At 74.2% G+C, this 24,015-nt stretch carries 19 protein-coding genes and 2 pseudogenes; 15 read left to right on the forward strand and 6 right to left on the reverse strand.

The features are described from left to right. Nucleotides 1-117: 117 nt before the first annotated feature. On the reverse strand, nucleotides 118-873 hold the full coding sequence (locus ACZ7GX_RS16695; protein WP_498777524.1) for a protein-L-isoaspartate O-methyltransferase family protein: 756 nt from the start codon (nucleotides 871-873) through the stop codon (nucleotides 118-120). A gap of 242 nt (nucleotides 874-1,115) precedes the next feature. Between ACZ7GX_RS16695 and ACZ7GX_RS16700 the strand changes: the two genes are divergently transcribed. From ACZ7GX_RS16700 to ACZ7GX_RS16725, 6 genes are all read left to right on the forward strand, one after another. Continuing rightward, entirely contained in the window at nucleotides 1,116-5,096 is a 3,981-nt protein-coding gene (locus ACZ7GX_RS16700) for a CHAT domain-containing protein (protein WP_498777474.1), read from the forward strand. Nucleotides 5,097-5,227: 131 nt separating this feature from the next. Continuing rightward, nucleotides 5,228-5,365 carry a hypothetical protein gene (locus ACZ7GX_RS16705; protein ID WP_498777476.1) on the forward strand — a complete coding sequence of 46 codons (138 nt, stop codon included), beginning with the start codon at nucleotides 5,228-5,230 and terminating at the stop codon, nucleotides 5,363-5,365. Between the two features lie 10 nt (nucleotides 5,366-5,375). Next, nucleotides 5,376-6,902 (forward strand): acyl-CoA synthetase, encoded by a 1,527-nt coding sequence (locus ACZ7GX_RS16710; RefSeq protein WP_498777478.1) that lies wholly within the window; start codon nucleotides 5,376-5,378, stop codon nucleotides 6,900-6,902. 156 nt (nucleotides 6,903-7,058) lie between these two features. Next, nucleotides 7,059-8,111 (forward strand): aromatic ring-hydroxylating dioxygenase subunit alpha, encoded by a 1,053-nt coding sequence (locus ACZ7GX_RS16715; protein WP_498777480.1) that lies wholly within the window; start codon nucleotides 7,059-7,061, stop codon nucleotides 8,109-8,111. After that, nucleotides 8,108-8,332, forward strand: coding sequence for a hypothetical protein (locus tag ACZ7GX_RS16720; protein ID WP_498777482.1), 225 nt, complete (start codon nucleotides 8,108-8,110; stop codon nucleotides 8,330-8,332). Before ACZ7GX_RS16715 ends, ACZ7GX_RS16720 begins: the two co-directional genes overlap by 4 nt. An 11-nt stretch (nucleotides 8,333-8,343) precedes the next feature. Beyond that, nucleotides 8,344-9,279 (forward strand): PDR/VanB family oxidoreductase, encoded by a 936-nt coding sequence (locus tag ACZ7GX_RS16725; protein WP_498777484.1) that lies wholly within the window; start codon nucleotides 8,344-8,346, stop codon nucleotides 9,277-9,279. A 34-nt stretch (nucleotides 9,280-9,313) separates the two neighbouring features. On the opposite strand, the gene ACZ7GX_RS16730 is transcribed toward ACZ7GX_RS16725, so the two are convergent. Then, a complete protein-coding gene (locus tag ACZ7GX_RS16730) occupies nucleotides 9,314-10,018 on the reverse strand; it encodes a G1 family glutamic endopeptidase (RefSeq protein WP_498777486.1) in 705 nt (234 codons plus the stop codon). A gap of 305 nt (nucleotides 10,019-10,323) precedes the next feature. Continuing rightward, complete coding sequence (locus ACZ7GX_RS16735) at nucleotides 10,324-13,263, reverse strand: AfsR/SARP family transcriptional regulator (RefSeq protein ID WP_498777488.1); 2,940 nt, start codon at nucleotides 13,261-13,263, stop codon at nucleotides 10,324-10,326. A gap of 306 nt (nucleotides 13,264-13,569) precedes the next feature. Here ACZ7GX_RS16735 and ACZ7GX_RS16740 point away from each other — a divergent pair, with 306 nt between their 5' ends. From ACZ7GX_RS16740 to ACZ7GX_RS16780, 9 genes and pseudogenes are all read left to right on the forward strand, one after another. Continuing rightward, nucleotides 13,570-14,736 carry a beta-ketoacyl synthase N-terminal-like domain-containing protein gene (locus ACZ7GX_RS16740; protein WP_498777490.1) on the forward strand — a complete coding sequence of 389 codons (1,167 nt, stop codon included), beginning with the start codon at nucleotides 13,570-13,572 and terminating at the stop codon, nucleotides 14,734-14,736. Beyond that, a complete protein-coding gene (locus ACZ7GX_RS16745; protein WP_498777492.1) occupies nucleotides 14,733-15,089 on the forward strand; it encodes a hypothetical protein in 357 nt (118 codons plus the stop codon). Before ACZ7GX_RS16740 ends, ACZ7GX_RS16745 begins: the two co-directional genes overlap by 4 nt. Before the next feature lie 13 nt (nucleotides 15,090-15,102). Continuing rightward, on the forward strand, nucleotides 15,103-15,867 hold the full coding sequence (locus ACZ7GX_RS16750; protein WP_498777494.1) for a class I SAM-dependent methyltransferase: 765 nt from the start codon (nucleotides 15,103-15,105) through the stop codon (nucleotides 15,865-15,867). Beyond that, a complete protein-coding gene (locus ACZ7GX_RS16755) occupies nucleotides 15,864-17,099 on the forward strand; it encodes a hypothetical protein (RefSeq protein ID WP_498777496.1) in 1,236 nt (411 codons plus the stop codon). The genes ACZ7GX_RS16750 and ACZ7GX_RS16755 overlap by 4 nt, the downstream gene beginning before the upstream one ends. Beyond that, nucleotides 17,099-17,590 (forward strand): adenylyl-sulfate kinase, encoded by a 492-nt coding sequence (locus ACZ7GX_RS16760; protein ID WP_498777498.1) that lies wholly within the window; start codon nucleotides 17,099-17,101, stop codon nucleotides 17,588-17,590. The genes ACZ7GX_RS16755 and ACZ7GX_RS16760 overlap by 1 nt, the downstream gene beginning before the upstream one ends. A 323-nt stretch (nucleotides 17,591-17,913) precedes the next feature. Next, complete coding sequence (locus ACZ7GX_RS16765) at nucleotides 17,914-20,157, forward strand: NACHT domain-containing protein (protein WP_498777500.1); 2,244 nt, start codon at nucleotides 17,914-17,916, stop codon at nucleotides 20,155-20,157. A gap of 374 nt (nucleotides 20,158-20,531) precedes the next feature. Further along, nucleotides 20,532-20,804, forward strand: a pseudogene (locus ACZ7GX_RS16770) (TIR domain-containing protein); the annotation flags it as partial. Further along, a pseudogene (locus tag ACZ7GX_RS16775) lies at nucleotides 20,800-20,853 on the forward strand (hypothetical protein); the annotation flags it as partial. The pseudogenes ACZ7GX_RS16770 and ACZ7GX_RS16775, both read left to right, overlap by 5 nt. A gap of 36 nt (nucleotides 20,854-20,889) precedes the next feature. Next, nucleotides 20,890-21,129: a hypothetical protein gene (locus tag ACZ7GX_RS16780; RefSeq protein WP_498777502.1), complete on the forward strand. Its 240-nt coding sequence runs from the start codon at nucleotides 20,890-20,892 to the stop codon at nucleotides 21,127-21,129. A gap of 122 nt (nucleotides 21,130-21,251) precedes the next feature. On the opposite strand, the gene ACZ7GX_RS16785 is transcribed toward ACZ7GX_RS16780, so the two are convergent. From ACZ7GX_RS16785 to ACZ7GX_RS16795, 3 genes are read right to left on the reverse strand one after another with little or no spacing between them, the layout of a single operon-like run. Beyond that, the gene (locus ACZ7GX_RS16785; RefSeq protein WP_498777504.1) at nucleotides 21,252-22,007 is read right to left on the reverse strand and encodes an enoyl-CoA hydratase/isomerase family protein; all 756 of its coding nucleotides are present in this window, start codon (nucleotides 22,005-22,007) and stop codon (nucleotides 21,252-21,254) included. Next, the gene (locus tag ACZ7GX_RS16790; protein ID WP_498777506.1) at nucleotides 22,004-22,777 is read right to left on the reverse strand and encodes a class I SAM-dependent methyltransferase; all 774 of its coding nucleotides are present in this window, start codon (nucleotides 22,775-22,777) and stop codon (nucleotides 22,004-22,006) included. Before ACZ7GX_RS16790 ends, ACZ7GX_RS16785 begins: the two co-directional genes overlap by 4 nt. Next, nucleotides 22,774-23,994: a riboflavin synthase gene (locus ACZ7GX_RS16795; protein WP_498777508.1), complete on the reverse strand. Its 1,221-nt coding sequence runs from the start codon at nucleotides 23,992-23,994 to the stop codon at nucleotides 22,774-22,776. The genes ACZ7GX_RS16790 and ACZ7GX_RS16795 overlap by 4 nt, the downstream gene beginning before the upstream one ends. Between the last annotated feature and the right edge of the window lie 21 nt (nucleotides 23,995-24,015).

Below are 24,015 nucleotides of genomic sequence, written 5' to 3' on the forward strand. Positions count from 1 at the left end.
CTGCGACGATATGCCGTCGGGTGTCCTGATGGCACACTGCGTGACGGGCGTCGACCGGCAGGTTCACACCCATCTTTAACATCCAAGTCACACCGGTCGGGTGGTGGCGGTGCGGAGTCACCGGCGGGTCGGGATCGGGATCGGTGATTTCGGGCGGTCGAATTCCTCCGCCGCGAGCGCCCAGTCGTAATCCCGGGGAGACGTCCACATCGCGGGAGTGCCGAACGCGCCGTCGCGATTGACGCGAACCGCGAGCACCGGATGGGCGTCGGCGAGGCTCATCGGGACGAGGAGCACGCCGTCCGCGCCGAGGTGGTCGAGCCACGCGGGCGACACGCGGTCGCGGGGGAAGGTGACGATCACCCGGTCGAACGGGGCCTGGCTCGGCACGCCGCGTTCGAGGTCGCCGCACGCCACGGTGACGTCGGCCCGCCCCAGCCTGCGCATCGCCCGCTGGGCGTCGTGCACCACGTCCAGCCGGCAGTCCAGGGAGAACACGCGGGTCCCGGTGACGGCCGCGATGAGCGCGGCGGTGTAGCCGTTGCCCGTGCCGATCTCCAACACCCGGTGCCCCGGTCGCAGGTCGAGCGCCTCCAGCATCCGGGCGACCAGGCTCGGCCGCGCGGACGAGCACCGGGCCGTGGGCCCCGTCCCGGGCCGCCGGACGGGTAACGGGGTGTCCCGGTAGATCACGTCCAGCACCGCTCCGGGCGGCCCGTCCGGCCCGACGTCGACGCGCGAACCGGGCCCCGGGTAGAAGTGGGTCACGCACCGGTCCCGCCTGACCGAGCGGAAGGCGCGCTCGACCGCGTCGGTCCGGATCGCCCCCTGCTCGCGCAACGCCTTCGCGTAGCCGGCCAAGCGGTCCGCCATCTCCACGGGAGTCCTCCTCCGGCTTCCCCCCGGCACGGCAGCGCCGGTGCGCGCGCTCACGTCACGCGACAGCGTCGGGCATCGGAAGGATTCCGTCCACCACCAGGAAGGTGGGATCGGGTCGGCCCACGTCGGCGGATTCCCCACCCCGCAACGAGTTCCACCGCGCCCGGCGGGTGCGGGCCACGGTGTCGGACGATCCCGGCGGTAACGCGAGGGCGACGCCGTGCGAGGCAGGTGTTGTGGAGACCGAGCAGTTGGCCGCCTCGCTCTTCCGGCGCGTCGCCGCCTTCTTCCAGGACCAGGACGTCGACGCGGTCCTGGCGCCCGAAGCGCTCGCGGAAGCCCACGCGCTCGCCGACGCGACCGATCCGGACGCGGTCGTGGCCGTGGCGTACCTCTGCTGGTGCCGGTTCCTCGCCGGTGACCAGGACCTGGACACCGTGTCGGCCTACCTGAACCGGTTCCTCGCGCTGCGGCAGGCGCACCCCGAGGTGCTGCCGGTCCTGTTATCGGCCGCGCTCGACCTGGTCGAGGCAGGCGGCGCGGGGGAGGGCGAGTTCGACCCGTTCTTCCTCTACAGCCTGGGCGGCGGCTTCGCCTCCCGCTTCGAGGTGACCGGGGACCGGTCGGACCTCGACCGCGCGGTGGCTGCGACGACCGCGTGCGCCGCCAGGCTCCCGGAGGGCGAGGAGTTCCACGGCACCGCGTTGTGCCGGCTCGGCGGGTTCCTGACGCTCCGGCTCCGGGTGGACGGCCCCGACAGCCCGGACGGCGCCGAAGCCGCCCGCGTCCTCGACGCCTGCCTCGCGGCGGCGCGGCCCGGCTGGCGGCACCGGCCCGTCGCGCTGATGAACCTGGTCGACCTGCGGGCGACGCAGTACGTGCAGCGACCCGGGCCGGAGCGGGCCGACCTGCTGGTCGAGGTGATGTCGCGGACGTGGCACGACCCCGACGCGGACGACGACGTCCGGGCGCACGTCGCCGCGCTGACCGCCGACCTGCTCGCCGGCTTGGGCGAACACGTGGGGACCGACGAGCCGGACCGCATGATCGCCCTCTACCGCCTCGGGGTGGCGGCGACCGAGCCTGGCCACCCGGCTCACGTCCACGCCCTGCTGGAACTGGGCCTCGCCCTCGTCTCCCGCGCCGAGACCGACACCACGACCGTCGGCCTCGACGAGGCGGTCGAGGTGTTGCGCCGCGCCGTGCCGCTCGCGGAGCAGCTCGCGCTGGGGGTGCCGCAGGCGCTGGCCCACACCCGGTTGTGCCTCACCTACCTCGCGCGCTTCGAGCGGTTCCAGGACCCGCTCGACGTGGAGCACGGCGTCGCGGCCGGGCGCGCCGCACTCGGCCCGGCGCGGGGCGAGCAGCCCTTGACCGACTACTGCGTGGTCAACCTGGCGAACGCGCTGGTGCCGGCGCACCTCTGTGGCGTGCCGGGCGCGCTGGCCGAGTCGATCGAGCTGCTGCTGACCGTGGTGGACAGCAGCAGCACCGACCTCAAGGGTCGGGCCAGGGTGCAGCTCGGCACCGCATACCGACTGCTGTTCGACGAGACCGGCGACCGCGCGGCCATCGAGGAGGCGGTGCGGTGGCACAGGTCGGCCGGTGACCACGTCCCGCCGGACCGGCCGCATTACGTCGACCACCTCAACCTCCTGGCCGTCGCGCTGTCCGACCGCTCCCGCAGGTTCGGCAGCGACGAGGACCTGGACGAAGCGATCGAGCTGTACGCCGCCGCCGCGGCAGCCAGGCCGGACGGGCATCCCGAGCACCTGCTGGACCAGGCCAACCTGGTGCGGGCGCACCTCGCCCGCTACCACCGGCACGGCGACCAGGACTCGGCCACGCGCGCGCTGGCCATCGCCCGCGAGATCACCGCGCCCGAGTTGCCGCCGGGCATGGCGGTCGTCCAGCTGGGGGCGGTCGGACACGCCCTGCTGACCGCGTACGAGCTCTTCGGCTCCGCGCGCGACCTGGACGACGGGATCGCGGTGATCCGGCGCGGGATCGCGGGTGGCGTCCGTCCGGATCCCTCTTTGGTCGACCAGCTTGGCGGCGCGTTGCTCCGCCGCTTCGAGCGGACCGGCGCCGCGGCGGACGCGGTGGACGCGGTGGACGCGGTGGACGCGGTGAACGCTTTCCACGAGGCGCTGGCCACCGTCGGGCCGACCGAGGTGCTGCGGCCCGAGATCCTCGCCGGCCTGTGCGAGGGGTTGGGGAACCTGTACCACCTCACCGGTGACCCCGCGCACCTGGACGCGGCCGTGGAGGCGGGCATCGGGTCGGTCACCGGGATCGAGGGCACGACCCGCCACGCCCGGAACTCGACGAACCTCGCGAACGCGTACGCGACGCGCTTCCGCGTCCGGCGCGACCCGGCCGACCTCGACCGCGCCATCGGGATCTATCGTGACGTCCTGGCGGCCACGCGCCCAGAAGACCCCGGCCGGTCCCGGTACCTCTCCAACCTCGGTGGCGCGCTCGCCGACCGGTTCGGGTCCACCGGCCAGGCCCGGGACCTGGACGAGGCCGTCGCCCTGATGCGGGAATGCGTCTCGCGCACCACGTCGGGCGAAACCCGGCACGCGGTGCACTCGTACAACCTCGCCACCGCGCTGATCCGCCGCCACCGGGCCGGGCACGACCCGGCCGACCTCGCCGAGGCCCTCGCCGCGCTGGCGGTCGCGGCGGGCTCGGTCGCGTCGCCCGCGCTCGACCGGATCCAGGCGGCGTCGTGGTGGGCCGTTGCGGCGGCCGGCCACGACGTGGAGTCGTCGCTCGCCGGGTACGAGCAGGTGGTGGCGTTGCTGCCGGTGTTCGCCTGGCGCGGCCTGCACCGCGAGGACCAGCAACGGCAACTGCTGGCGATGGTCGGGGTCGCTTCGCACGCCGCCGCCACCGCGCTCGCGGCGGGTCGTCCGCAACGGGCCGTCGAACTGCTGGAGCAGGGCCGGTCCGTGCTCTGGTCGCAGGTCCTGGACCTGCGCACGGACTTCCTGGCGCTGCACGACGTGCGCCCCGACCTCGCGCGGCGGCTGGTCGAACTGCGCGACGGCCTCGACGAGGCTCCTGCGACCGATCCCGCACCCGCCGCGCGCGACCGCCGCATGGCGCTGGCCCGGCAGTGGGACGAGGCGGTGGACGAGGTCCGCGGGCTGCCGGGGCTGGCCGGCTTCCTGCGCCCGCCGCCGTTCACCGAGCTGCTCACCGCCGCGGCCGGCGGACCGGTCGTCATCGTCAACGTGAGCCCACTGCGCTGCGACGCCCTGGTCCTGACCACCCGTGGTGTCGACGTGGTGCCCCTGCCCGACCTCACGGGGGCCACCGCGGCCGAACGGGCCGACGAACTCGCCGCGGCCGCGCACGCCGCCCAGGGCGTCGCCGGGGTCATCGCGCACAACACCGTCCTGAACGACGTGCTGGCGTGGCTGTGGCAGGCCGTGGCACGGCCCGTGCTCGACCACCTCGGCCCGACGCCCCGGCTGTGGTGGTGCCCGACCGGCGCCATGACCCGGCTGCCGCTGCACGCGGCCGGCATCCCCGGCACGTCCGCCTCCGTGCCCCACCGCACGGTGTCCTCCTACACACCCACGATCAGAGCGCTCTCCCTGGCGCGCAAGGACGAACCGGCCGGGCGCGACGGCACGCTCGTCGTCGCGGTCCCCGACGCGGCGGACGCCGTCGCGCTGGACGTCGACCCGGAAGTCGCCGTGCTCACCGAGCTGTCGCGAGGCCGGTGCACCGTGCGCCGATCCGCCGACGCGGCGCGCCACCGGGTGCTCGCCGACCTGCGACGGCACACCCACGTGCACTTCGCCTGCCACGGCGTGGCCGACCCCCGCCACCCGTCGGCCTCGGGACTGGTGCTGCACGACGAACGGCTGACCGTCGCCGACGTCTCCCGCCTGCACCTCAGCGGTGAACTGGCCTACCTCTCCGCGTGCGACACCGCGAGCGGAGGCGACCTGCCCGACGAATCGCTGCACCTGGGCGCCGCGCTCCACCTGGCCGGCTACCGCAACGTCGTGGCCACCCTGTGGCCGATCCACGACACCACTGCCGCCGAGGTCGCCCGCGGCTTCTACCGACGCCTCGGCACGACGACGGCCGGTGACCGAGCCGCCTACGCGCTGCACCACGCCGTGCACGACCTCCGCGCCCGGGGCTGGGACACGCTGCCCTCCGCCTGGGTCCCGTACATCCACGTCGGACCCTGAAACCGAGCCAGGCGTCGTCTCCAGGGCTCTTCCCGCACCGAACGTTGGGCAAATTCTTGACGGCCGACATGGATGTGCCTAGCTTCATGTGGGGACCGGTTCGAGCGCGGGTCGGCGGGAGGGGATGCGCGATGGAGCTGCCGGGCGAGGTCGCGGTGGTCATCGGTGGTGGCCGGGTCGGCGCGCGAAGGCCGGCGGGGGAGCACGGTGTCCGGCCGGAGATCATCGAGGACCGCGCGGCCCGCCCGCCGGGTCTGGTCGAGGACTGAAGGGGTCGTCATGCGCAACCAGGGCATCGGCTCGTGGCCCGCACGGCGGGTCCGCAAGACGCCGGAGAAGGTGGCGGTGGTCCACGAAGGTCGTGGCTCGACCTATCGGCAGCTGCACGAGCGGGTCCTCCGGCTGGCGCACGGCCTGCGGCGGGTCGGGGTGGGCCGGGGCGACCGGGTCGCGTACCTGGGGCCGAACCACCCCGCCTTCCTGGAGGCGTTGTTCGCCGTCGGCGTGCTCGGCGCGGTGTTCGTCCCGCTGAACATGCGGCTGGCGCCGGCGGAGGTGGCCCACGTCCTGACCGACTCCGGCAGTGACGTGCTGGTGTACGCGCCGGAGCAGGCCTCCGTCGTCCAGGCGGTCCGGGCGGCCGTGGGTCCGCTGCGGGTCATCGCGCTCGACCACCCCGCCGCGGGTGAGTCCTCGTACGAGGAGTTGATCGCGGCCTCCGAGGCCGATCCGATCGACGAGCCGGTCACGCTCGACGACCTGTGCCTGATCATGTACACCTCGGGCACGACCGGGCGGCCCAAGGGCGCCATGCTGACCCACGGCAACCTCACCTGGAACACCGTCAACGTGCTGGTCGACGTCGACCTGGCCAGTGACGAGGTGACGCTGGTCGTCGCGCCGCTGTTCCACACCGCCGGGCTCAACATGACCTGCCTGCCCACGCTCATCAAGGGCGGCACGGTCGTCCTCATGTCCGCCTTCGACGCCGCCGGGGTGCTCGAACAGATCGAGACCCACCGCGTCACCTACATGTTCGGCGTTCCCACCATGTACAACGCGATCGCCGCCTGCCCGCGCTGGGAGGAGGCCGACCTGTCCAGCCTGCGGCAGGTCAACTGCGGCGGCGCGCCCGTGCCGGAGTCGACCATCCGCACCTACCAGCGACGCGGGCTGTCCTTCAGCCAGGGCTACGGCATGACGGAGACCTCGCCCGGCGCCCTGTACCTGACCAAGGAGATGAGCGAGGCCAAGGCGGGAACCGCCGGTGTGCCGCACTTCTTCACCGACGTGCGCGTGGTCGGGCCAGACCTGGCCGACGTCGGGCCCGGTGAGAAGGGCGAGATCGTGATCAGCGGTCCGAACGTGATGCGCGGCTACTGGCGGCGGCCCGCGGACACGGCGGTGGCCTTCGGCCCCGACGGGTGGTTCCACTCCGGCGACGTCGCCACGCCGGACGAGGACGGCTACATCACCGTGGTCGACCGGCTCAAGGACGTGATCATCTCGGGCGGGGAGAACATCTACCCGGCGGAGGTCGAGGGCGTCCTCCACGAGCACCCGGCGATCGCCGAGTGCACCGTGATCGGCGTGCCGGACCCCAGGTGGGGCGAGGTGGGCCGCGCGGTCGTCACCGTCAACCCCGGTGCGGACGCGACGAGCGAGCTGGACGTGCTGGCGTTCCTGCGCGACCGGCTGGCGGGCTACAAGATCCCGAAGTCCGTGGTGTTCGTGGACGAACTGCCGCAGAGCGCCACCGGGAAGCTGCTCAAGAAACTCGTGCGCGCCCGTTACGGCGCGACCTGACCCGACCGTCCACAGGAGACGAATCGCTCGAAGATCACCGCATGGGGCGGCGACGGACGCATCAGAGGTCCGCGGCGGGCACGTCGGCCGACCGCCCCGTGCCCGGCCGCGATCTGTCTCGTGCCCGGACCGTGCACCGCAGGAGGTTGCCAGATCATGACGTTCGCGCGTGACCAGTGGTACGTGGCGGCCTACGGCCGCGAGATCGGGCACGAGCTGTTCGCCAGGACGATCCTGGGCGAGCCGCTGGTGTTCTACCGCAGCGAGGCGGGCGAGGTGGTGGCGCTGGCGGACCGGTGCGTGCACCGGCGCTACCCGCTCTCGGAAAGCAGGCTGGAGGGCGACACGATCGTCTGCGGCTACCACGGCTTCACCTACGACAAGGCCGGCACTTGCGTGTTCGTGCCGGGTCAGGAGCGGATCCCGCGCACCGCGCGAGTGCCGTCCTACCCGGTGGTGGAGCAGGACTCGTTCGTCTGGGTGTGGATCGGCGAGCGCGACCGGGCCGACCGGGCGCTGATCCCCCGGGCGCCGTGGCTCGCCGACCCCGCCTACACCACCGTGTGCGGGATGGAACCGCTGGCGGCGCGGTACGAGCTGCTGGTGGACAACCTCATGGACCTGTCGCACGAGACCTACCTGCACGGCGGGTACATCGGCACGCCCGAGGTGGCCAATACGCCGATCACCACCGAGGTCGACGAGGACAACGGGATCATCTACGTCAGCCGGCACATGGCCGACGCGGCTTGCCCGCCGTTCTACGCCAGGTCCACCGGGATCGAAGGCCGGATCACGCGCTGGCAGGACATCGAGTACCACCCGCCGTGCCTGTACCTGCTGCACAGCCGGGTCGCGCCGGTCGGCGTGCTGCCCGAGGCCGACGGCTCGGACCCGCGCGGCTTCCACGTCGAGGTCGTCTACGCCATCACACCGGAGACCGAGCACAGCACGCACGACTTCTGGGCCGTGGCACGGGATTTCGCGCTGGACGACCAGGAGGTGTCGGACTTCCTGCGTGACAGCAACCGCACGGTCGTCCTCCAGGACGTCACCGCGCTGGACGTCCTGGAACGCGTGATCCGGTCCGAGCCCGAGGGCTACCAGGAACTGTCGATCAACATCGACACCGGCGGGCTGGCCGCGCGGCGCATCCTCAAGCGCATGGTCTCGGCGGCCGGCGAACCCGCGAAGGCGACCGCGACATGAGCGACCGGGTGGCGATGCTGCGCGGCGGCACGGTCTACCGCGTCCACTGGGAACCGGGCACCGACCTGCTGGTCGGCGTGTGCCATTGCGGAGCCGAGCACGACTCGGACGACCCGGTGCGACTGTGGGACTGGCTGCTGGCCCACCCGGAGGGCCACGCGCCGCCGACGGCCGGGTCACCGCCGACGGTCGAGCGGCGGCCGGTCGAAGCCCACCGGTGAACAGGAGCCCGATGACCGCGTCCGCCGAGCACGTGGAGTTCGACGTCCTGGTCGAGCGCAAGGAGTTCATCGCCGACGGAGTGGTGCGGCTGACCCTGCGCCACCCGGCCGGCGAACCGCTGCCCGCCTGGGAACCCGGCGCCCACGTCGACCTCGTGCTGGGGCCGGACCTCGTCCGCCAGTACTCGCTGTGCGGCGACCCGGCGGACCGCTCGGCGCTCCAGGTGGCGGTGCTGCACGAGCCCGCCGGCCGCGGGGGTTCGCGGTACGTGCACTCGACGCTCGGCGAGGGGTCCGCGGTGCGCGTTCGCGGGCCGCGCAACCAGTTCCCGCTGGTGGCGGCGGAGCGCTACCTGTTCGTCGCGGGCGGCATCGGCATCACGCCGATCGTGCCCATGATCAGGGCTGTCGCGGATCGGGGCGCGTCGTGGCGGTTGCTGTACGGCGGGCGGACGCGCTCGTCCATGGCGTTCGCCGGAGAACTGCGCGACCGGTACGGCGACCGGGTGGTCGTGCGGCCGCAGGACGAGACCGGGCTGCTGGAGCTGGACTCGTTCCTGGAGGCGGACGCCGAGATCTACTGCTGCGGGCCGGAACCGCTGCTGGCCGCCGTCGAACAGCGCTCTCCCGCTCGGCTGCACGTCGAGCGCTTCACGCCCAGGGCCGTCGAAGGCCCGCGCACGTCGTTCGAGGTCGAGTTGGCGCGGTCGGGTCGGACCCTGGTCGTGCCGGAGGACGAGTCGGTCCTGCACGCGGTGGAGGAGGCCGGGATCGCGGTGCTGTCGTCCTGCCGGGAGGGCACGTGCGGCACGTGCGAGACGGGTGTGCTGGCGGGAGTCCCGGACCACCGGGACTCCGTGCTCGACGAGGGGGAGCGGGCGGCCTGCGACGTGATGATGATCTGCGTGTCGCGGTCCCGAAGCCCACGACTCGTCCTCGACCTGTGACCGGGACCCCTGCGGCGCCGTGCGGGCGCCGCCGTCACTCGGACAGCCAGTGGACGTCGAACGCCGTTCCGGCGTTGAACAAGTGGGTGGCCCAGGCGCGGACCACGCGCGGCTCGGTGGGGTGGTCGCCGTCGTAGTCGACCAACGTCCAGCGGGTGAGGTCCAGCAGGCCGATGGACCGACCGTTGATCTTCGCCTTCCTGAAGTGGACCGGGTCGAACTTCCCGAAGTACTCGCCGTCCGGGCTCTCGACGACCACTTCCGCGGTCCGCCCCAGCCCGGTGGTCGCCCGGGTTCCGTCCTCCCACCTCTTGGAGGTCGAATCGGCCACCAGGAAGTCGAAGACCCCTTCCCTCATGGTGATCTGGGCATCCACGACGTCTCCGGGCTGCACCTCGAACAACAGCTCGGCCTCGGCCGGGTACGCCTCGACGAAGGCCCAGTGCTCCACCGTCCCGTCCCGGCACTCGGCGATCGTGCCGGTCTGCTCGACGGTGTCGGTGGCGCCGCCGTCCTGGCCGCCCATCCCGACCCACACCGCGTACGCCGCCCACCGGTTCCCGCTGCATTCGCCCACGTACGCCGGCACGGTCCACCTGGCGCTCACGGATCGGAAACCCTCCGGGTCGCGTGCCCCGTATCCGACCCAGTGCGGTGAATCCCGGGTCTCGGCCGATGCCGGAGGCGTGACCGCCACCATCAGCACCAGCGCGGCGAGCAGAGCGGGGATGCGGCGCATGGTCCAACCTTCTGGAGGAGCCGGTTCAGCGACCAGTGTCGGCCCGGTTCGCGCCGCCGAAGGCGAAGTACACCCGAAAGAGCACCGGTCACGGGCGGCCGACACCGATCGGTGCGGTGCCGCGGCGAGAGATGCTTGCCGACAAGGGGTCCGGCGTTCGAGCGGGGGACGACGCCCAAGTGCGGTGCCCTGCCAGGAAGTCCGCCAGGCTGCGAAGTCCGCCTGGCCGGCAAGCCGGTCGGGCCGCCCGGCCCGGAGAACGGTCGCAGCCTCGGCGCCGGGGCGGCCGACGCGGGTCGCGCCCGCTAACTCCCCAGCTTGTCCCGCACGGCGTCCGCGCCCGGCACGTCCATCACCGCGTACACCTCCAACGTCCGCAACCAGTGCCGCCGCGCCACCTCGGGATCGTCCGCCGCGTCACCCAGTCCTTCCTGCGCCCGCGCCTCCTGCCCCCGGTCACCGGTGTCGACGGCGATGGCCAAGGCCAGGCCGAACTCCGCCGCCGCCTCCGCCCGACGACCGGCGCGCAAGTGCAGCTCTCCCAACGCGCACCGCGCGTCGCCCTCGCTGACCCGGTGCACCGCACCGCGGCTCGCGGCCAGCGCCCGGTCCAGGTGGTCCAGGGCCTGCGCCTCGTCACCCATCAGGCCGTGCACCTCGCCCAGCCTGGCCAGCGCGTAGCCCTCGCCGACGCGGTGGCCGTTGGCGCACGCCTTCGCCAACGCCCGGCGGTGGTGGTCGAGCGCCTCGGCGTACTCCCCGCGCCGGCGGTGGACGACGCCCGTCTCGCACAACGCGTAGCCCTCGGCGACCTCGTGGCCGATGGTGCGCGCCAGGTACGCGGCCTCCGTCAGGTGCTCCAAGGCCTCGTCGTACCGGCCGAGGCGCTGGTAGGCCACGCCGATGTTCGACAGCGCCGCCGTCTCGCACGCCACGCTGCCGACCTCGCGGATGATCGTCAACGCCCGCAGGTTCGTGTCGATCGCGTCGCGGTGCCTGCCGGCCAGGCCGTCCAGCACACCCGTCGCCCGCAGCACGTCCGCCTCCCACTGGCGGTCCTCGGACGTGCGGAAGACCTCCATCGCCCGCTCCTGGAACGACCGCGCCGCCGCCTGGTTGCCCGACCGGTAGTGGCCGAGGCCCAGGCGGTGCAGGGCACGCCCCGAAGCGTCGCGGTCGGTCGCCGCCGCCAACGCGAGCGAGTCGAGCGCCAGGGCGTCGTCGATGTGGTTGCGCAGGTGCAGGTAGCGGTGCAGCACGTCGGCCAGCGGCGTCGCGTACCGCGGTCGCGCGGCCACGGCCAGCAGGTTCGGCCGCTCGGCGTCCAGCCACGCCAACGCCTCGTCGTACTCGGCGAGCACGGCCGGCGCGGGCAGGTCCGGACGGCGCGAGCGCTCGTGCGGCGCGATGGTGTTCATGGCCGCGGCGGCCGTGTGCAGGTAGTGGTCCCCGAGCCGGTCCAGCGCGGCGCACCGCACGGGCTCCGGCTCGGTGCCCTCCACCACGTCGCGGGCGAAGTGCCGCACCAGGTCGTGGAACCGGTAGCGCCCGGCCGTCGGCTGCTCCAGCACGTGCACGTCGACCAGGTCCTCCAGCACCCGGCGCGCCGCGCCGACCTCCAGACCGGCCAGCGCGGCGGCCGCGTCGGCGTCGAGGTCGGGACCGGTGTGCAGCCCCAGGATGCGGAACACCCGCTGCTGCCCGCCGGTCAGGTGCCGGTAGGACAGCGAGAACGCCGCCGTGACGCCCCGGTCGCCCGCCTCCAGCTCGGCCAGCGGCCGGTCCTGGCGCAGCCGGTCGGCCAGGTACCGGACGGTCCACGCGGGACGGGTGCGCAGCCGGGCCGCGGCGATCCGGATCGCCAGCGGCAGGCGGCCGCACAGCTCGACGACCTCGGCGACCGTGTCCGCCTCGTCGTCGGCCCGGCGGTCCCCGACGATCCGGCCGAACAGTGCGACGGCGTCGTCGTGCGGCAGGACGTCCAGCGACAGCGCGTGCGCGGCCTCCAGGTCGACCAGCCTGCGCCTGCTCGTCACGAGGGTGAGGCTGCGGGCCGTGCCCGGCAACAGCGCGCGGACCTGCTCGGCGTCCGTCGCGTCGTCCAGCACGACGAGCGCGGCGCGGTCGGCGAGCTCGGCCCGCCACAGGCCCGCGCGGGCGTCCAGCTTCGCCGGGATCCGCTCGCCGGGCACGCCGAGCGCGCGCAGCAGCGTGTCGAGCGCGGCCAGCGGCTCGACCGGCGTGCGGCCCGGCGAGTGGCCGTGCAGGTTGACGAACAGCTGCGCGTCGGGATAGCGGTGGGCCAGCTGGTGCGCCGCGTGCACGGCCAGCGCCGTCTTGCCCACCCCGGCGCTGCCGTCCACCGCCTCCACCACCGCCGCGGTGGACGGCGGCGGGTCGGCCAGCAGCCGCGCCAGCTCGCCCGCCCGGCCGGTGAAGTCCGCGACGTCGCGCGGCAGCGTGTTGCGCGTGGCCGGCTGCCCGCCGGGCGCGGTCAGGCCGGGGTCGCCGCGCAGGATCCGCTCGTGCAGGTCGCGGATCTCCTCGCCGGGGTCGACGCCCAGCTCGTCCGCGAGCAGCCGCCTGGTCTCCTGGAACACGTCCAGCGCGGCGGCCCGCCTGCCCGACTGGTACAGCGCCAGCATGAGCAGCGCGCGCAGCCGTTCCTGCAACGGGTTCTCGGCGACCAGCCTGGTCAGCCCGGCGACGCTCTCGCCGGCCCGGCCGAGCTCGATCCCGATGCGGGCCCGCAGCTCCTGCGCGCTGAGGTGGCGTTCCGCCAGCCGCTGCCGCTCCGCCTCCAGCAGCGGGCCGTCGAGCCCGCTGAACGGCTCGCCGCGCCACAGCGCCAACGCGGCGTCCACCTGTTCGGCCGTGCCCGCCACGTCGCTGTCGCGGTAGCGCTCGTGCGCGGCGTCGAGGTGCTGCTCGAACACCACGACGTCGAGGTTCGTCGGCTCGCCGTGCAGCAGGTACCCGGCCTCGGTGTGCACCAGCGACTCGCCCGGCCCGCGCAACACCCGGCGCAGGCGGCTGATGTAGGTCTGCACGGCGTTGCGCGCGTCGCGCGGCCCCTGCTCTCCCCACACCCCGTCGACGATCTTGCGCACCGGCACCGGCCGGTTCATCTCCAGCAGCATCACGCCCAGCACGGCCTGCTGCTTGGCCCAGCCCAGCTCGATCTTCTCCGTCGCCCGCCAGGCCGACAGCGGCCCCAGTGCGGAATAGCGAATACCCGAGAGCATTGCGTCCCCCACCCTTTCCCCCAAGGCGTCCAGCGTAGTTGCCGGAATTGGCGTCGGCCAGCGGCCGGTTGAGGGAATTCGACGTCGGCGTTATGCGGCACTCGCCGCGCCACACGTCATCGCACCGCCCTTGAGCTGGCGCTAAAGCGCTGTGACAGCGGTACTTGCCCACCTCCGAGAAGAGTTGTGCCGTCCGCCGGCGAGCCGAGCGGACGCGGCAATCGGATTTCGGCTGGGCGGACACGAGGGGCTCCGCCCAGCCGGACTCCGAGGGGGCGTATGCGCCTCGGACCAGAGAGGGCGGCAATGTCCGACGGGGTGATCGACGTCGTGGGTGTCGGCGCGGCGACCGGCTACGGCTGGGGCGTCGACGCGCTGTGGGACGGGCTCGTCGGCGGCGTCTCCTCGGCCAGGCCGCACCGCGGGTTGGGCGACGCCTTCCCCGACCCCTGCTGGTACGCCCGCGTGCCGGACCGGCCGGAGGCGTCGGGCGGGGCGACGCGGTACGCGCGGGCCGTCGCCGAGGTCGCCGAGGAGGCCGTCGCCGACGCCCGCGCGCACGGCTGGGAACCGGGCGAGCGGGTCGCCGTGCTGCACGCCACCACCGGCGCGGACCGCGAGCTGTGGCGCGACCGGTACCCGGGCGCGACGAACCGCCGCCGGTTCGTCGAGCGGGTGCGGACGACGCCGCCCGGCCAGGTGATGATCAAGAACCGGTTCCTCGGTCCGAGCGCCGTGCTCAGCGCCGCGTGCTCGTCCGGCCTGCACGCCGTCGCGCTGGCCCACCGGCTGCTGCGCTGGGGCGACGCCACCGACGTGGTCGTCACGTCCGCCGACGTCGGCTACGACGGCGAGGAGATCCGGCTGTTCGCCGACCTCGGCGCGCTGGTGCACGACAGCCCGCCCGACGACGTCTGCCGCCCGTTCCAGGAGGGCACGCGCGGGTTCGTCATCGGCGAGGCCGCGGCGGCGGTAGTGCTGACCGCGGCGCCGCACCCGGCGGGCTACCTGCGCGTGCTGTCGACCGCGCTGGGCAACGACGCCCACCACCCGACGTCGATCGAGCCGTCCGGCGAGCACCTGGTGCGCACCGTCGACCAGGCCCTGACCGCCGCCGGCGTGGACAAGGCCGCGATCGGGCTGTACGTCGCGCACGCGACCGGCACGGTGGCCTGCAACACCGCCGACGAGCGGGTGCTGGCGCACCTGGGCGACAAGGCCGTCACGTACGGCCTCAAGCCGCTCCTGGGCCACACCATGGGCACCGCGCCGCTGCTGGAGCTGGTGGCGCTGGCGCGAGCCGTCGTGGAGGGCGTCGTGCCCGCACCGCGCGCGGTCACCGAGCAGCGCCACCCGCAGCTCGCCGAGGGCCACTTCCTGCACCCCGGCGGACCGGCCGTGCAGCTCGGCCTCGGGTTCGGCGGCAACGTCGCGGCGGCCGTCCTCCAACCGCACACCGGGAGCAGCCGATGACCGGGCAGTCGACCACGTCGAGGGCCGACCGGGAAGCCGTCGAACGGCACCGGGCCGACCTCCGCCTGCTCGGCGCGCTGCCCCGGTTCCCGCGGTCCGCGGTGGACCGGTCCGAGCTGGAACGGGCGGTGGCGCGCGGCTCCTTCGAGGCCATGCGGGCGCACGAGGCGCGCGTCGCCGGGGACGGGCCGCGGGTCAACCGGCGCGGCGAGGTCGGCCAGTGGCGCGAGTGGATCGACGACGAGGACCTCGCCGCGCGCTTCCGCGAGCCGGACCCGGTCGACACCGCCGCCCGGCTGGGCCACCGCCTCCGACCCCTACCCGTGCGCGTCCGCCGCTGCACGCCAACGTGACAGGAGACCTCCCATGCCGATCAAGTTCGACTTCGGCAAGTACGCGTCCACCTACAGCGGTCGGCCGGAGTACGTCACCACCGTGATCGACGCGGTGGTCCGGGTGGCCGGTGTCGGCTTCGGGGACATCGCGTGCGACATCGGCGCCGGCTCCGGGCACCTCACCCAGCCCTTGCTGGACCGCGGCCTGCTGGTGGACGCGGTCGAGCCGAACGACGCCATGCGCGTGCTCGGCCAGCGCCGCACGGCCGACTACAGCTCGGTGAGCTGGCACACCGGCGTCGGCGAGGACACCGGACGGCCGGGCGGGCGGTACGCGCTGGTCAGCTACGGCGGCTCGTTCGACCACACCGACCGCGGGGTCGCCCTGCGCGAGGCGGCCCGGCTGCTGCGCGCCGGCGGCCACTTCGTGTGCCTGTGGAACCACCGCGAGCTGGACGACCCGCTCCAGGCGCGGATCGAGGAGCTGATCAAGTCGCACGTGCCGGACTTCCGGTACGGCGTGCGGCGGTCCGAGCAGGGCACGGTGATCGAGGAGAGCGGGCTGTTCGAGGGGCCCGTGCGGATCTCCGGCCGGACCGTCTACGACCTCGACGCCGAGGCGTGGTGCGACCTGTGGCGCTCGCACTGGACGCTCGGCGAGCAGGCGGGCGGCCGCTTCGAGACCGTGCTGCGGGAGATCCGCGAGCTGGTGCGGACCGAAGCGGGCGCGCGGGTCTCCGTGCCGTACGAGACCGTCGCGTGGGTCGCGCGCCGTCGGGGGGAGGACCGCCCGTGACCCGCGTCCGCCTGGGTACCAAGGCCGAGTCGCTCGTGCGCCTGGCGCCGCTGGTCACCCGCGCCGACGTGCCGCCCCTGGCGTGCTTCCCGCTGCGCCGCCGGCAGGCCGAGCGGGAACGCGTGCTCGACGACGTGCTGCGGCGCCCGTGGGCGCGCGGTCCGTTGATGGCGCGCAGCAGCGCCGGGACCGAGGACTCGGCGCACGGCTCGCAGGCCGGGCGGTTCCGGGCGCTGCCCGGCCTGCACACCCGCGCGCAGCTCGCCGACGGCGTCGACCGCGTCTTCGCCTCCTACGACGGCGAGCGGCCCGACGACCAGGTACTGGTGCAGCCGCAGGTGCGCGACGGGGTGCTCAGCGGCGTGGCGTGCGGGCGGGACCCGAGCGGGGGAGCGCCGTACCTGGTGGTCGACTGGGTCGAGGGCGCGGGGGCGGACGCGGTGACCGCGGGCCGGGTCGGCGGGGTGAACACCTGGTACGGCACCGACCGGGGCCCGGACGCGCCGCTGCCGGGCGTGACCGCGCTGCTGTGCGAGCCGGCGGATTTGACCGGCGTGGACGGCCTGGAGGTCGAGTTCGCCGTCCGGTCCTCGGGCGCGCTGGTGCTGCTCCAGGTCCGCCCGCTCGTCGTGGCCGCCGCGCCCGTGCCCGCCGCGGCGCACCGCCGGGTGCTGGAGCGCGTGTCCGCGGTGATCGGCAGCCGGTCGTCGGCGAGAGGGCCGGTGGTCGGCAAGCGCACCGTGTTCGGCGTGATGCCCGACTGGAACCCGGCGGAGATCATCGGCCTGCGACCGCGGCCGTTGGCGTCGTCGCTGTACCGACGGCTGATCACCGACGACGTGTACGCCCGCGCCCGCCGCCGGTACGGCTACCGCGACCTGAGCGGGGTGCCGCTGCTGGTGGACTTCGCGGGCCTGCCGTACGTCGACGTGCGGGTGAGCCTGAACTCGTTGCTGCCGCAGGGGTTGCCGGACGACCTGGCGGCGCACCTGGTGGACCAGAACACCACCGCCGAGGTGCAGGGCCAGTACACCGGACTGCTCCACTTCACGCCGCACGGGTGGTCCGCCGCGTCCGCGGCGCACGTGCCGGGGCTCGACCTGACCGGCCGGCTCGTGCGCGAGCTGACCGTGACCGCCGTGCCGGTGGCGGGGCCGTGGTTCGAGTTCGACCACCCCTCGGACGTCGCCGCCGGGCGCGACGTCCTCAAGGCGCTGGACGAGGGGACGTGATGGCGGGCGTCGTGTGGATCACCGGGCTGTCCGGCGTCGGCAAGACCACCACCGCCGAGCTGGTGCGGCAGCGGCTGGTGCGCGCCGGGCGGCCACCCGTGCTGCTCGACGGCGACCGCGTCCGGCACGCGCTGGCCTCCGGGCCGGGCTTCGAGCCGGCCGAACGCCGCCGGCTCGCGATGGTCTACGCGCGGCCGGCCGCCGAGATCGCCTCGCAGGGCCACCTGGTGGTGTGCGCGACGGTGTCGCTGTTCCACGCCGTGCACGAGTGGAACCGCGAGCACCTGCCCGGCTACCTGGAGGTGTGGCTGCGCGCGTCGCCGGAGGCGCTGCGCGGGCGTTCGGAGGTCTACCGCCGGACCGGAGTCGTCGGCGTGGACATCGCCGCCGAGTTCCCGCGGTCGCCGCACCTGGCCGTCGACACCACGACCACCCGACCGGACGACGTGGCAGACCGCGTCCTCGCACTCGTGGCAAGGACAGGCACCTGATCGCGCCGGGCACCCGGGACTTCGGGACCAGGGTGGACGAGCGGACGTCGACGGCGCTGCCGGACCGGTTCGTCGAACGCGGCGAGCGCTGGGTCGACACGGCGAACGCGGAAGTCGGGCGGTGACCGAGGCATTGCGGGCCCGATCACCTCGACCGCCGATGCGGTTCGCACCTTCGGCCACCCTCGTCCCACCGCACGACCGCGGCTTCGCGGGAGACACCGCCCGCGGGCGCTCGTGCCGATATGATCACCGTCCGGCTCGTGCCCCGAACCGAACGTTCGGGCCCGTGCCGAACGACACCGGCGGCGGAGGTGGGGTCGATGGGGAGGCGCGGCTGGGTGTTCGCGGTCGTCCTCACCGCGGTGGCCGCCGCCTACTTCGCCCCGCTCGGCGACTGGGTGGCCGAGAACCCGCTGCCCGGCCAGACGTGGATGAAGCAGAACACCGGCCTGGCGCTGAGCGTCTTCGCCCTGGTCACCCTGGTGGCGGGCGGCCTCGCGTGGCAACGACGGGAACGCACCCCGGACGCGGTGGCCGACCAGGCGTTCGACCCGCGCGCCGACGGCCACCTCGACGACCTGCGGCGGCGGATGAAGGTCGTCTGGATCGACGAGTTCCTGGCGCGGTCGCTGGAGCGGATCGTGCCCGCGAAGCTCGGTTTCGCCGAGCGCCGCGACGCGATCACCGGCCCGTTGCGCGTGGTCGGAACCCCGACCCTGACCGGCATCGTGGAGATCTTCGCCGACGAGAGGACCGCGCGCAGGCTCGTCGTGCTGGGCGCGCCGGGCGCCGGCAAGACCACCCAGCTGCTGCGGCTCGCCGAACACCTGCTGGCCGATCCCGACGGCCCGGTGCCGATCGTGGTGTCGCTGTCGGGCAGCAGCTGGAAGGTGGATCCGTACAAGCTGGCCGGCCTGCACCGGGCGCTGCTGCGGCCCAGGTCCGCCGAGGACGGCCAGGAGGAGAGCGCCGAGGACCTCGCGATGCGGCAGCAACGCCTGGCCGAGGCCAAGCAGGCGCAGGTCGAGCTCGCCGTCGACACGGCCGTGGAGTGGCTCGCGTGGGAGATCGGCCGGCTGTACCAGGTGCCGCCGAAGCGGGTGCGGCGCTGGCTGCGCGCGGACCGCAGCCCGGTCGTGCTGCTGCTGGACGGGCTCGACGAGATCCGCGACCTGGACGACCGCAGGCGGTGCGTGGAGGTGCTGTCGTTGCTGCGTTCCCGGCTCAACGCGGGCATGGTGGTGTGCAGCCGGGTCGACGAGTACTTCGAGTCGGGCAGGCGGCTCGAGTTCGGCGTCGCGGTGCAGATCGAGCCGTTGCGGCCGCTCGACGTCGACGACTACCTGCGCGAGGCGGGGCCCGAGCTGGCCTCGTTGCGCGCGGCGTGCGACCGCAACCCGGAGCTGGTGCGGCTGCTCGACACCCCGCTGACGCTGACCGTGGCCGTGCTGACCTACCGGGGCAGGCACGTCGACGACGCGCTGGTCCGCGAGCTGATCGACAACGACCTCGACCGGCTGTGGTCGGCCTACCTGACCGAAGCCCTGCCCCGACAACGAGGTCTCACCAGCACCGCTTCGTACGGCGACGGGCAGTCGTTGCACCACATGCGCGGGCTGGCGGTGCTGATGGAGTCGGCCGGGCGCGACACGTTCACGGTCGACGGGCTGAACCTGTCCTGGCTGAGCCGGCCCGAGCGGTCGGCGGGCGCAGAACTCACCCGGGCCTACCTGGCGGCGGCGGTGGGCTGCGCCGCGGCCGTGATCGGCCACGCCGCGATCACCGCAGGTGCGGTGGCCGGCGTGGTGAGCGCCGGCGTGCTGTCGGCGACCGCGCTGGTGTACTGGCGATCCGCGGGCAAGGTGCCGGAGGCCGGCGAGTCCCGGCTCGTCCGCGCCCGGTTCGTGTCCGCGCACTGGCGGCTGGACTGGCGCGGGGCGCAGGGTTCGTTCGTGCGGGTGCTCCTGACGGGTGTGGCGATCGGCGTGGCCATCGGCACCGTGGGCGGCAACCTCGGCTGGATGGACGGTTTCCACGGCCTCCTGCTGGGCCTGATCCCGGGCCTCACCGCCGGGCTCGCCGCGGGCGTGCTGACGCTGCCGGACCAGGCGGTCGCCCGCACCACCCCGCACGGTCGCCGGGCCTCGGCCGCTCGCCGCACGCTGGTCGTGCGGCTTGGCACGGGCGCGGCGGCACTGCTGGTGCTGGGATCGGCGCACGTCCTCAGCGGCTCGGTCGCCGAACCACTGCGCCCCGCGCTGCTGCACGCGACGATCGCCGGCATCACGGGCATCTGGCTGGTCGGGTTCGCCGTGTCGATGCACGGCTGGTGGAGCCACCGCGCGGCGTTGCGCCTGGTGGTGCGGGCCGGGATGCTGCCGCGCGACGTCGAGGCGTTCCTGGCGCACACCGAGGAGCGGATCATCACCCGCCGCAGGCTCGACGGTCACGCCTTCCTGCACCGCACGCTGCAAAGCCACTTGGCGGCGGCGGCCGTCAACCCCGGTCCGACGCGCGCCCAGCCCGGCACGCCCGACGCGCCGCCGGCCGCTCATCCGGGCTGAGCGGGGTTCACCCCGGCGCGGAACAGGGCTCCGGCTCCCGCCGTGGTTGGACGGGGTATCGGGCCACACCCCGGTGGGCGGCGACGCCGTTCGCCAGTGGGCCAGGGCGAAGCGGCGGGAGGTGGTCCGCGTGCTCGGTGAGCGCACAACCTGTTCGGCCCAACGATTTCGGCCCGGCCACCGGCATCGGCGCCGATGACCTCGCGGCCAAGCCCGTCGCGGGGGAGTGCGCCGGTCCCTGATCCCGGGCAGTTGGAACCGGTAGCGGTAGACGGGGTGTGCCCGGCGACGCGCGGTCGTGGTCACGCCGGCGAGTCCGGTCGGCGCCGAGCGGTGGGCGGTGGTCGTCGGCGGCCACGAAGAGGTGAGCGGACATGCGGCTGGCCGCCGACGTGCAACGCGGCCTGCACCGGTTCGCCAAGCGCTGGTACCGGCCCAGGGCGCTGCGGGTGTTCCGGGACCAGACCAGCCTGGGCGCCAACCCCGACCTGTGGCGGACCATCGAGAACGCGCTGGACTCGTCGCGGTACTTCATCCTCATGGCCTCCCCGCGGGCCGCCGCGTCGGTCTGGGTGGGGCGGGAGGTCGAGCACTGGCTGACCAACCGGGAGCGCGAGACGTTCCAGCGCCACCAACGACGTCTCCCGGTGCGGCGGGACCCTGGCCACCGGCGGGCAGGACGGCACGGTCCGGCTGTGGGACGTCAGCGGCCGGCTGCGGGCGAACCAGCCGATGACCGGGCACGTCGGCCCGGTGTACGCCGCCGCGTTCAGCCCGGACGGCCGGACCCTGGCCACGGGCGGCGACTGCGGGTGGAACCCCGAGCAGGCCCGCAACCAGTTCTCCTGCGGTCAGGACGGCCGGCGCCTGTGCCTGGCCGGCGCGGGCGAGGACCACTCGGTGCGGGAGTGGACCTCGGCTACACCGGCGACATCGCGAAGACCCTGTGCGACACCACCCGGCGCCCGCTGACCCGGGAGGAGGGCAGCGCTACGTGCCGGAAGTGCCCTACCAGGAGGTCTGCGGCTGAACGGTCACCGCCGCGTCCTCCGGCGCCCGCGCATCGGCGACCGGCACGGCGTCGTGCCCCGCCGCTACCGCTCGGACCGGCCACCGACCGTCCGGTCCAGGAAGGCCTGGATCCGGCCGTCGGTCGCGGCCGTCGTCCACAGTTCCAGGGTGGCCGCGTCGGTGGCCCGGTCGAGCCGCTCGTTCACCTCGTGCCGCACCTGGGCCTTGGTGTGCCGGAAGACGTCCGCCGGGATGTCGCGCGCCAGTGCCGTGGCGGCGGCCGAGGCGCGGTCCAGCAGCAGGTCCGGGTCGCACAGCTCGGTCACCAGGCCCAGGGCCAGCGCCGCCTCCGGCCCGTGGTTGACGCCGGCGAAGACGGCCCGGTGCGCGGCCACCGGCCCGATCGCGAACCGCACGATCTCCAGCGCCGACTGGGGGAACGGCACGCCGACCCGCAGTTCCGGCAGCCCGATGGTCCCGCCGGCCATGATCCGGTGGTCGGCGGCGGCGGCGAGCACGCAGCCACCGGCGATCGCGTGCCCGTCGACCGCGGCCACCACCGGCTTGCCGACGTCGAAGACGGCCCGGAAGGCGGCGTTGAGCGCGGGCAGGAACTCGGCCGCGTACGCGGCCCCGCCGTCGACCACGCGCTTGAGGTCGACACCGGCGGAGAACACCCGCCCGGTCCCGGTCACCACCACGGCCCGGACGGCGTCCCGGTCGTCGAGGTCGCGCATCGTCCGCGTGATCGCCCGGCACAGCTCCAGGTCCAGGGCGTTGACCTTGCCGTGGACCAGCCGCACGACCCCGATGCCGTCCACGACGTCGACCTCGATCACCACGTTCCCCTTCCCGGAGGATCCGACGCCGAACCGCCGTGGTCGCGGCGGGCGGCGAGCACGAGCAGCGGCGGTCGCCGCAGGTGCTCGGCCAGCCGGGGGTGCTCGGCGAGCGCGGCGTCGTCCGGCACCGGTTCGTCGATGCCCGTCAGCTCCAGGCCCGCGGCGAGCAGCGCGCCGACCAGCGTGGTCAGCCGCCGGTGGTGCTTGCGCACGCCCTCGATGATCCAGCGTTGGGTCCGCGGCCCTTCCCGCGCGTAGTCGTCGACCGGCCACACGGTGCCGTGCTCGGTCCGCAACCACCCGGTCATGGGGTCGGCGGCCGTGCAGACGGGGTGTTCGACCGAGAAGACGAACCGCCCGCCGGGCCGCAGCCAGCGGGCGACGCGCCCGACCAGGCCGGGGTAGTCGGCGACGTAGTGCAGGGCGAGGCTGCTGACGACCAGGTCGGCCGAGCACGCGGGCAGCGCGAGCTCGTCCAGGTCGGCGCGCAGGAGGCGGACCCGCGGGTGCGGGGTGGCCAGCGCCAGCATCCGCCGGGACGAGTCCACCGCCAGGACGTCGGCCGCCCCGGCGTCGGCCAGCCGGCGGGCCAGGGCGCCGGTTCCGCAGCCCAGGTCGACGATCGAGGCGCCCGCCACGGGAGGGAGCACGCGGTCCAGGGCGGGGATCTCGACGACGTCGTTGATCGCGGCGGCCGAGTCGCGCAGCAGGCGGTACCCCGCGAAGAACCGGTCGTCGTCGTAGAGGTCGCGTCCGGCCGTGCTCACAGGTACTTCCTCAGGTCGTCCACGTCGACCAGCGGCAGGCCCCAGCGCAGCGCGGCGACCTCCAGGTCCGCGGCCTTCGCCATGGTCCCGTCGGGGTTCATGACCTCGCAGCACACCCCCACCGGTGGCAGCCCGGCCGCGACGCACAGGGCGACGGTGGCCTCGGTGTGACCGCCGCGTTCGGCGAGCCCTCCCGGACGTGCGGCGAGCGGGAAGACGTGGCCCGGCCGGACGAAGTCGCCCGGCACGGCGTGCGGGCTGGCGAGGCGGCGCACGGTCGCCGCGCGTTCGGCGGCGGACACGCCGGTGCCGGTCCCGGCGGCCAGGTCCACCGGGACGTGCTGGCGGGTGCCGTGCCGGTCGCCCGGACCGGGGATGGGACCGATCTCCAGCCGCTCGAGGACCTCGGGCGCGCACGGCACGGTCGAGTGACCGCAGGCCTGGGTGAGCAGGAAGACGAACGCCTCCGGGCGCAGGTGCGCACCCGCGAACACCACGTCCCCCTCACCCTCCAGGTCCGGTTCCCACACCACCACCGCCCCGCCGGCGGCCAGCTGCGCGAGGGCCTCCTGCACGCCCCGCGCGCCCGAGCGGCGCCCCGACCACGGCAGCGCCGCGACCGCCTCGGTCACCGCACGTCCCGGATCGGCCGGCCAGCGCTGCGCCAGGCGGGTGACCAGATCGGGTTCCAGGTTCACGCGATCACCGGCCGACAGGTCGGCGAGCGTGGTGTTGCGCAACGTCACCGGGAGCAGCGCCACGGAGAACCGGTCGCGCGCCACCTCGGCGACGGTCAGGCTGACGCCGTCCACCGCGATCTGCCCCTTCGGGACGACCAACGGGAGGAACCGCTCCGGCGGCTTGATCCACAACCGCCTGGAGGTCGTCTCCTCGTCGACCCGGACGACCTTGCCCACGGCGTCCACGTTGCCCTGCACCAGGTGACCGCCCACCCGGTCGCCCAGCACCAGCGGCGACTCCACGTTGACCCGCGTGCCGGGCCGGATCCCGTCGAGCGTCGACCTGCGCCGGGTCTCCGGCGACAGCACCGCGGCCAGCACGTCCGGCGCCCCTTCGGCCTGGTCGATGGTGAGCCCGACGCCGTTCAGGCAGATCGAGCCCGGCGCGGTGGTGGCGGTCCTGGGCGCGTTGACCTCGATGCGGCCCCGGTCGACGGACGCCACCGTGCCGACCTCGTGGATGTGTCCGGTGAACATGCGATTCGCCTCTCGACAGCG

The organism is Actinosynnema sp. NPDC037264 (assembly GCF_055603705.1).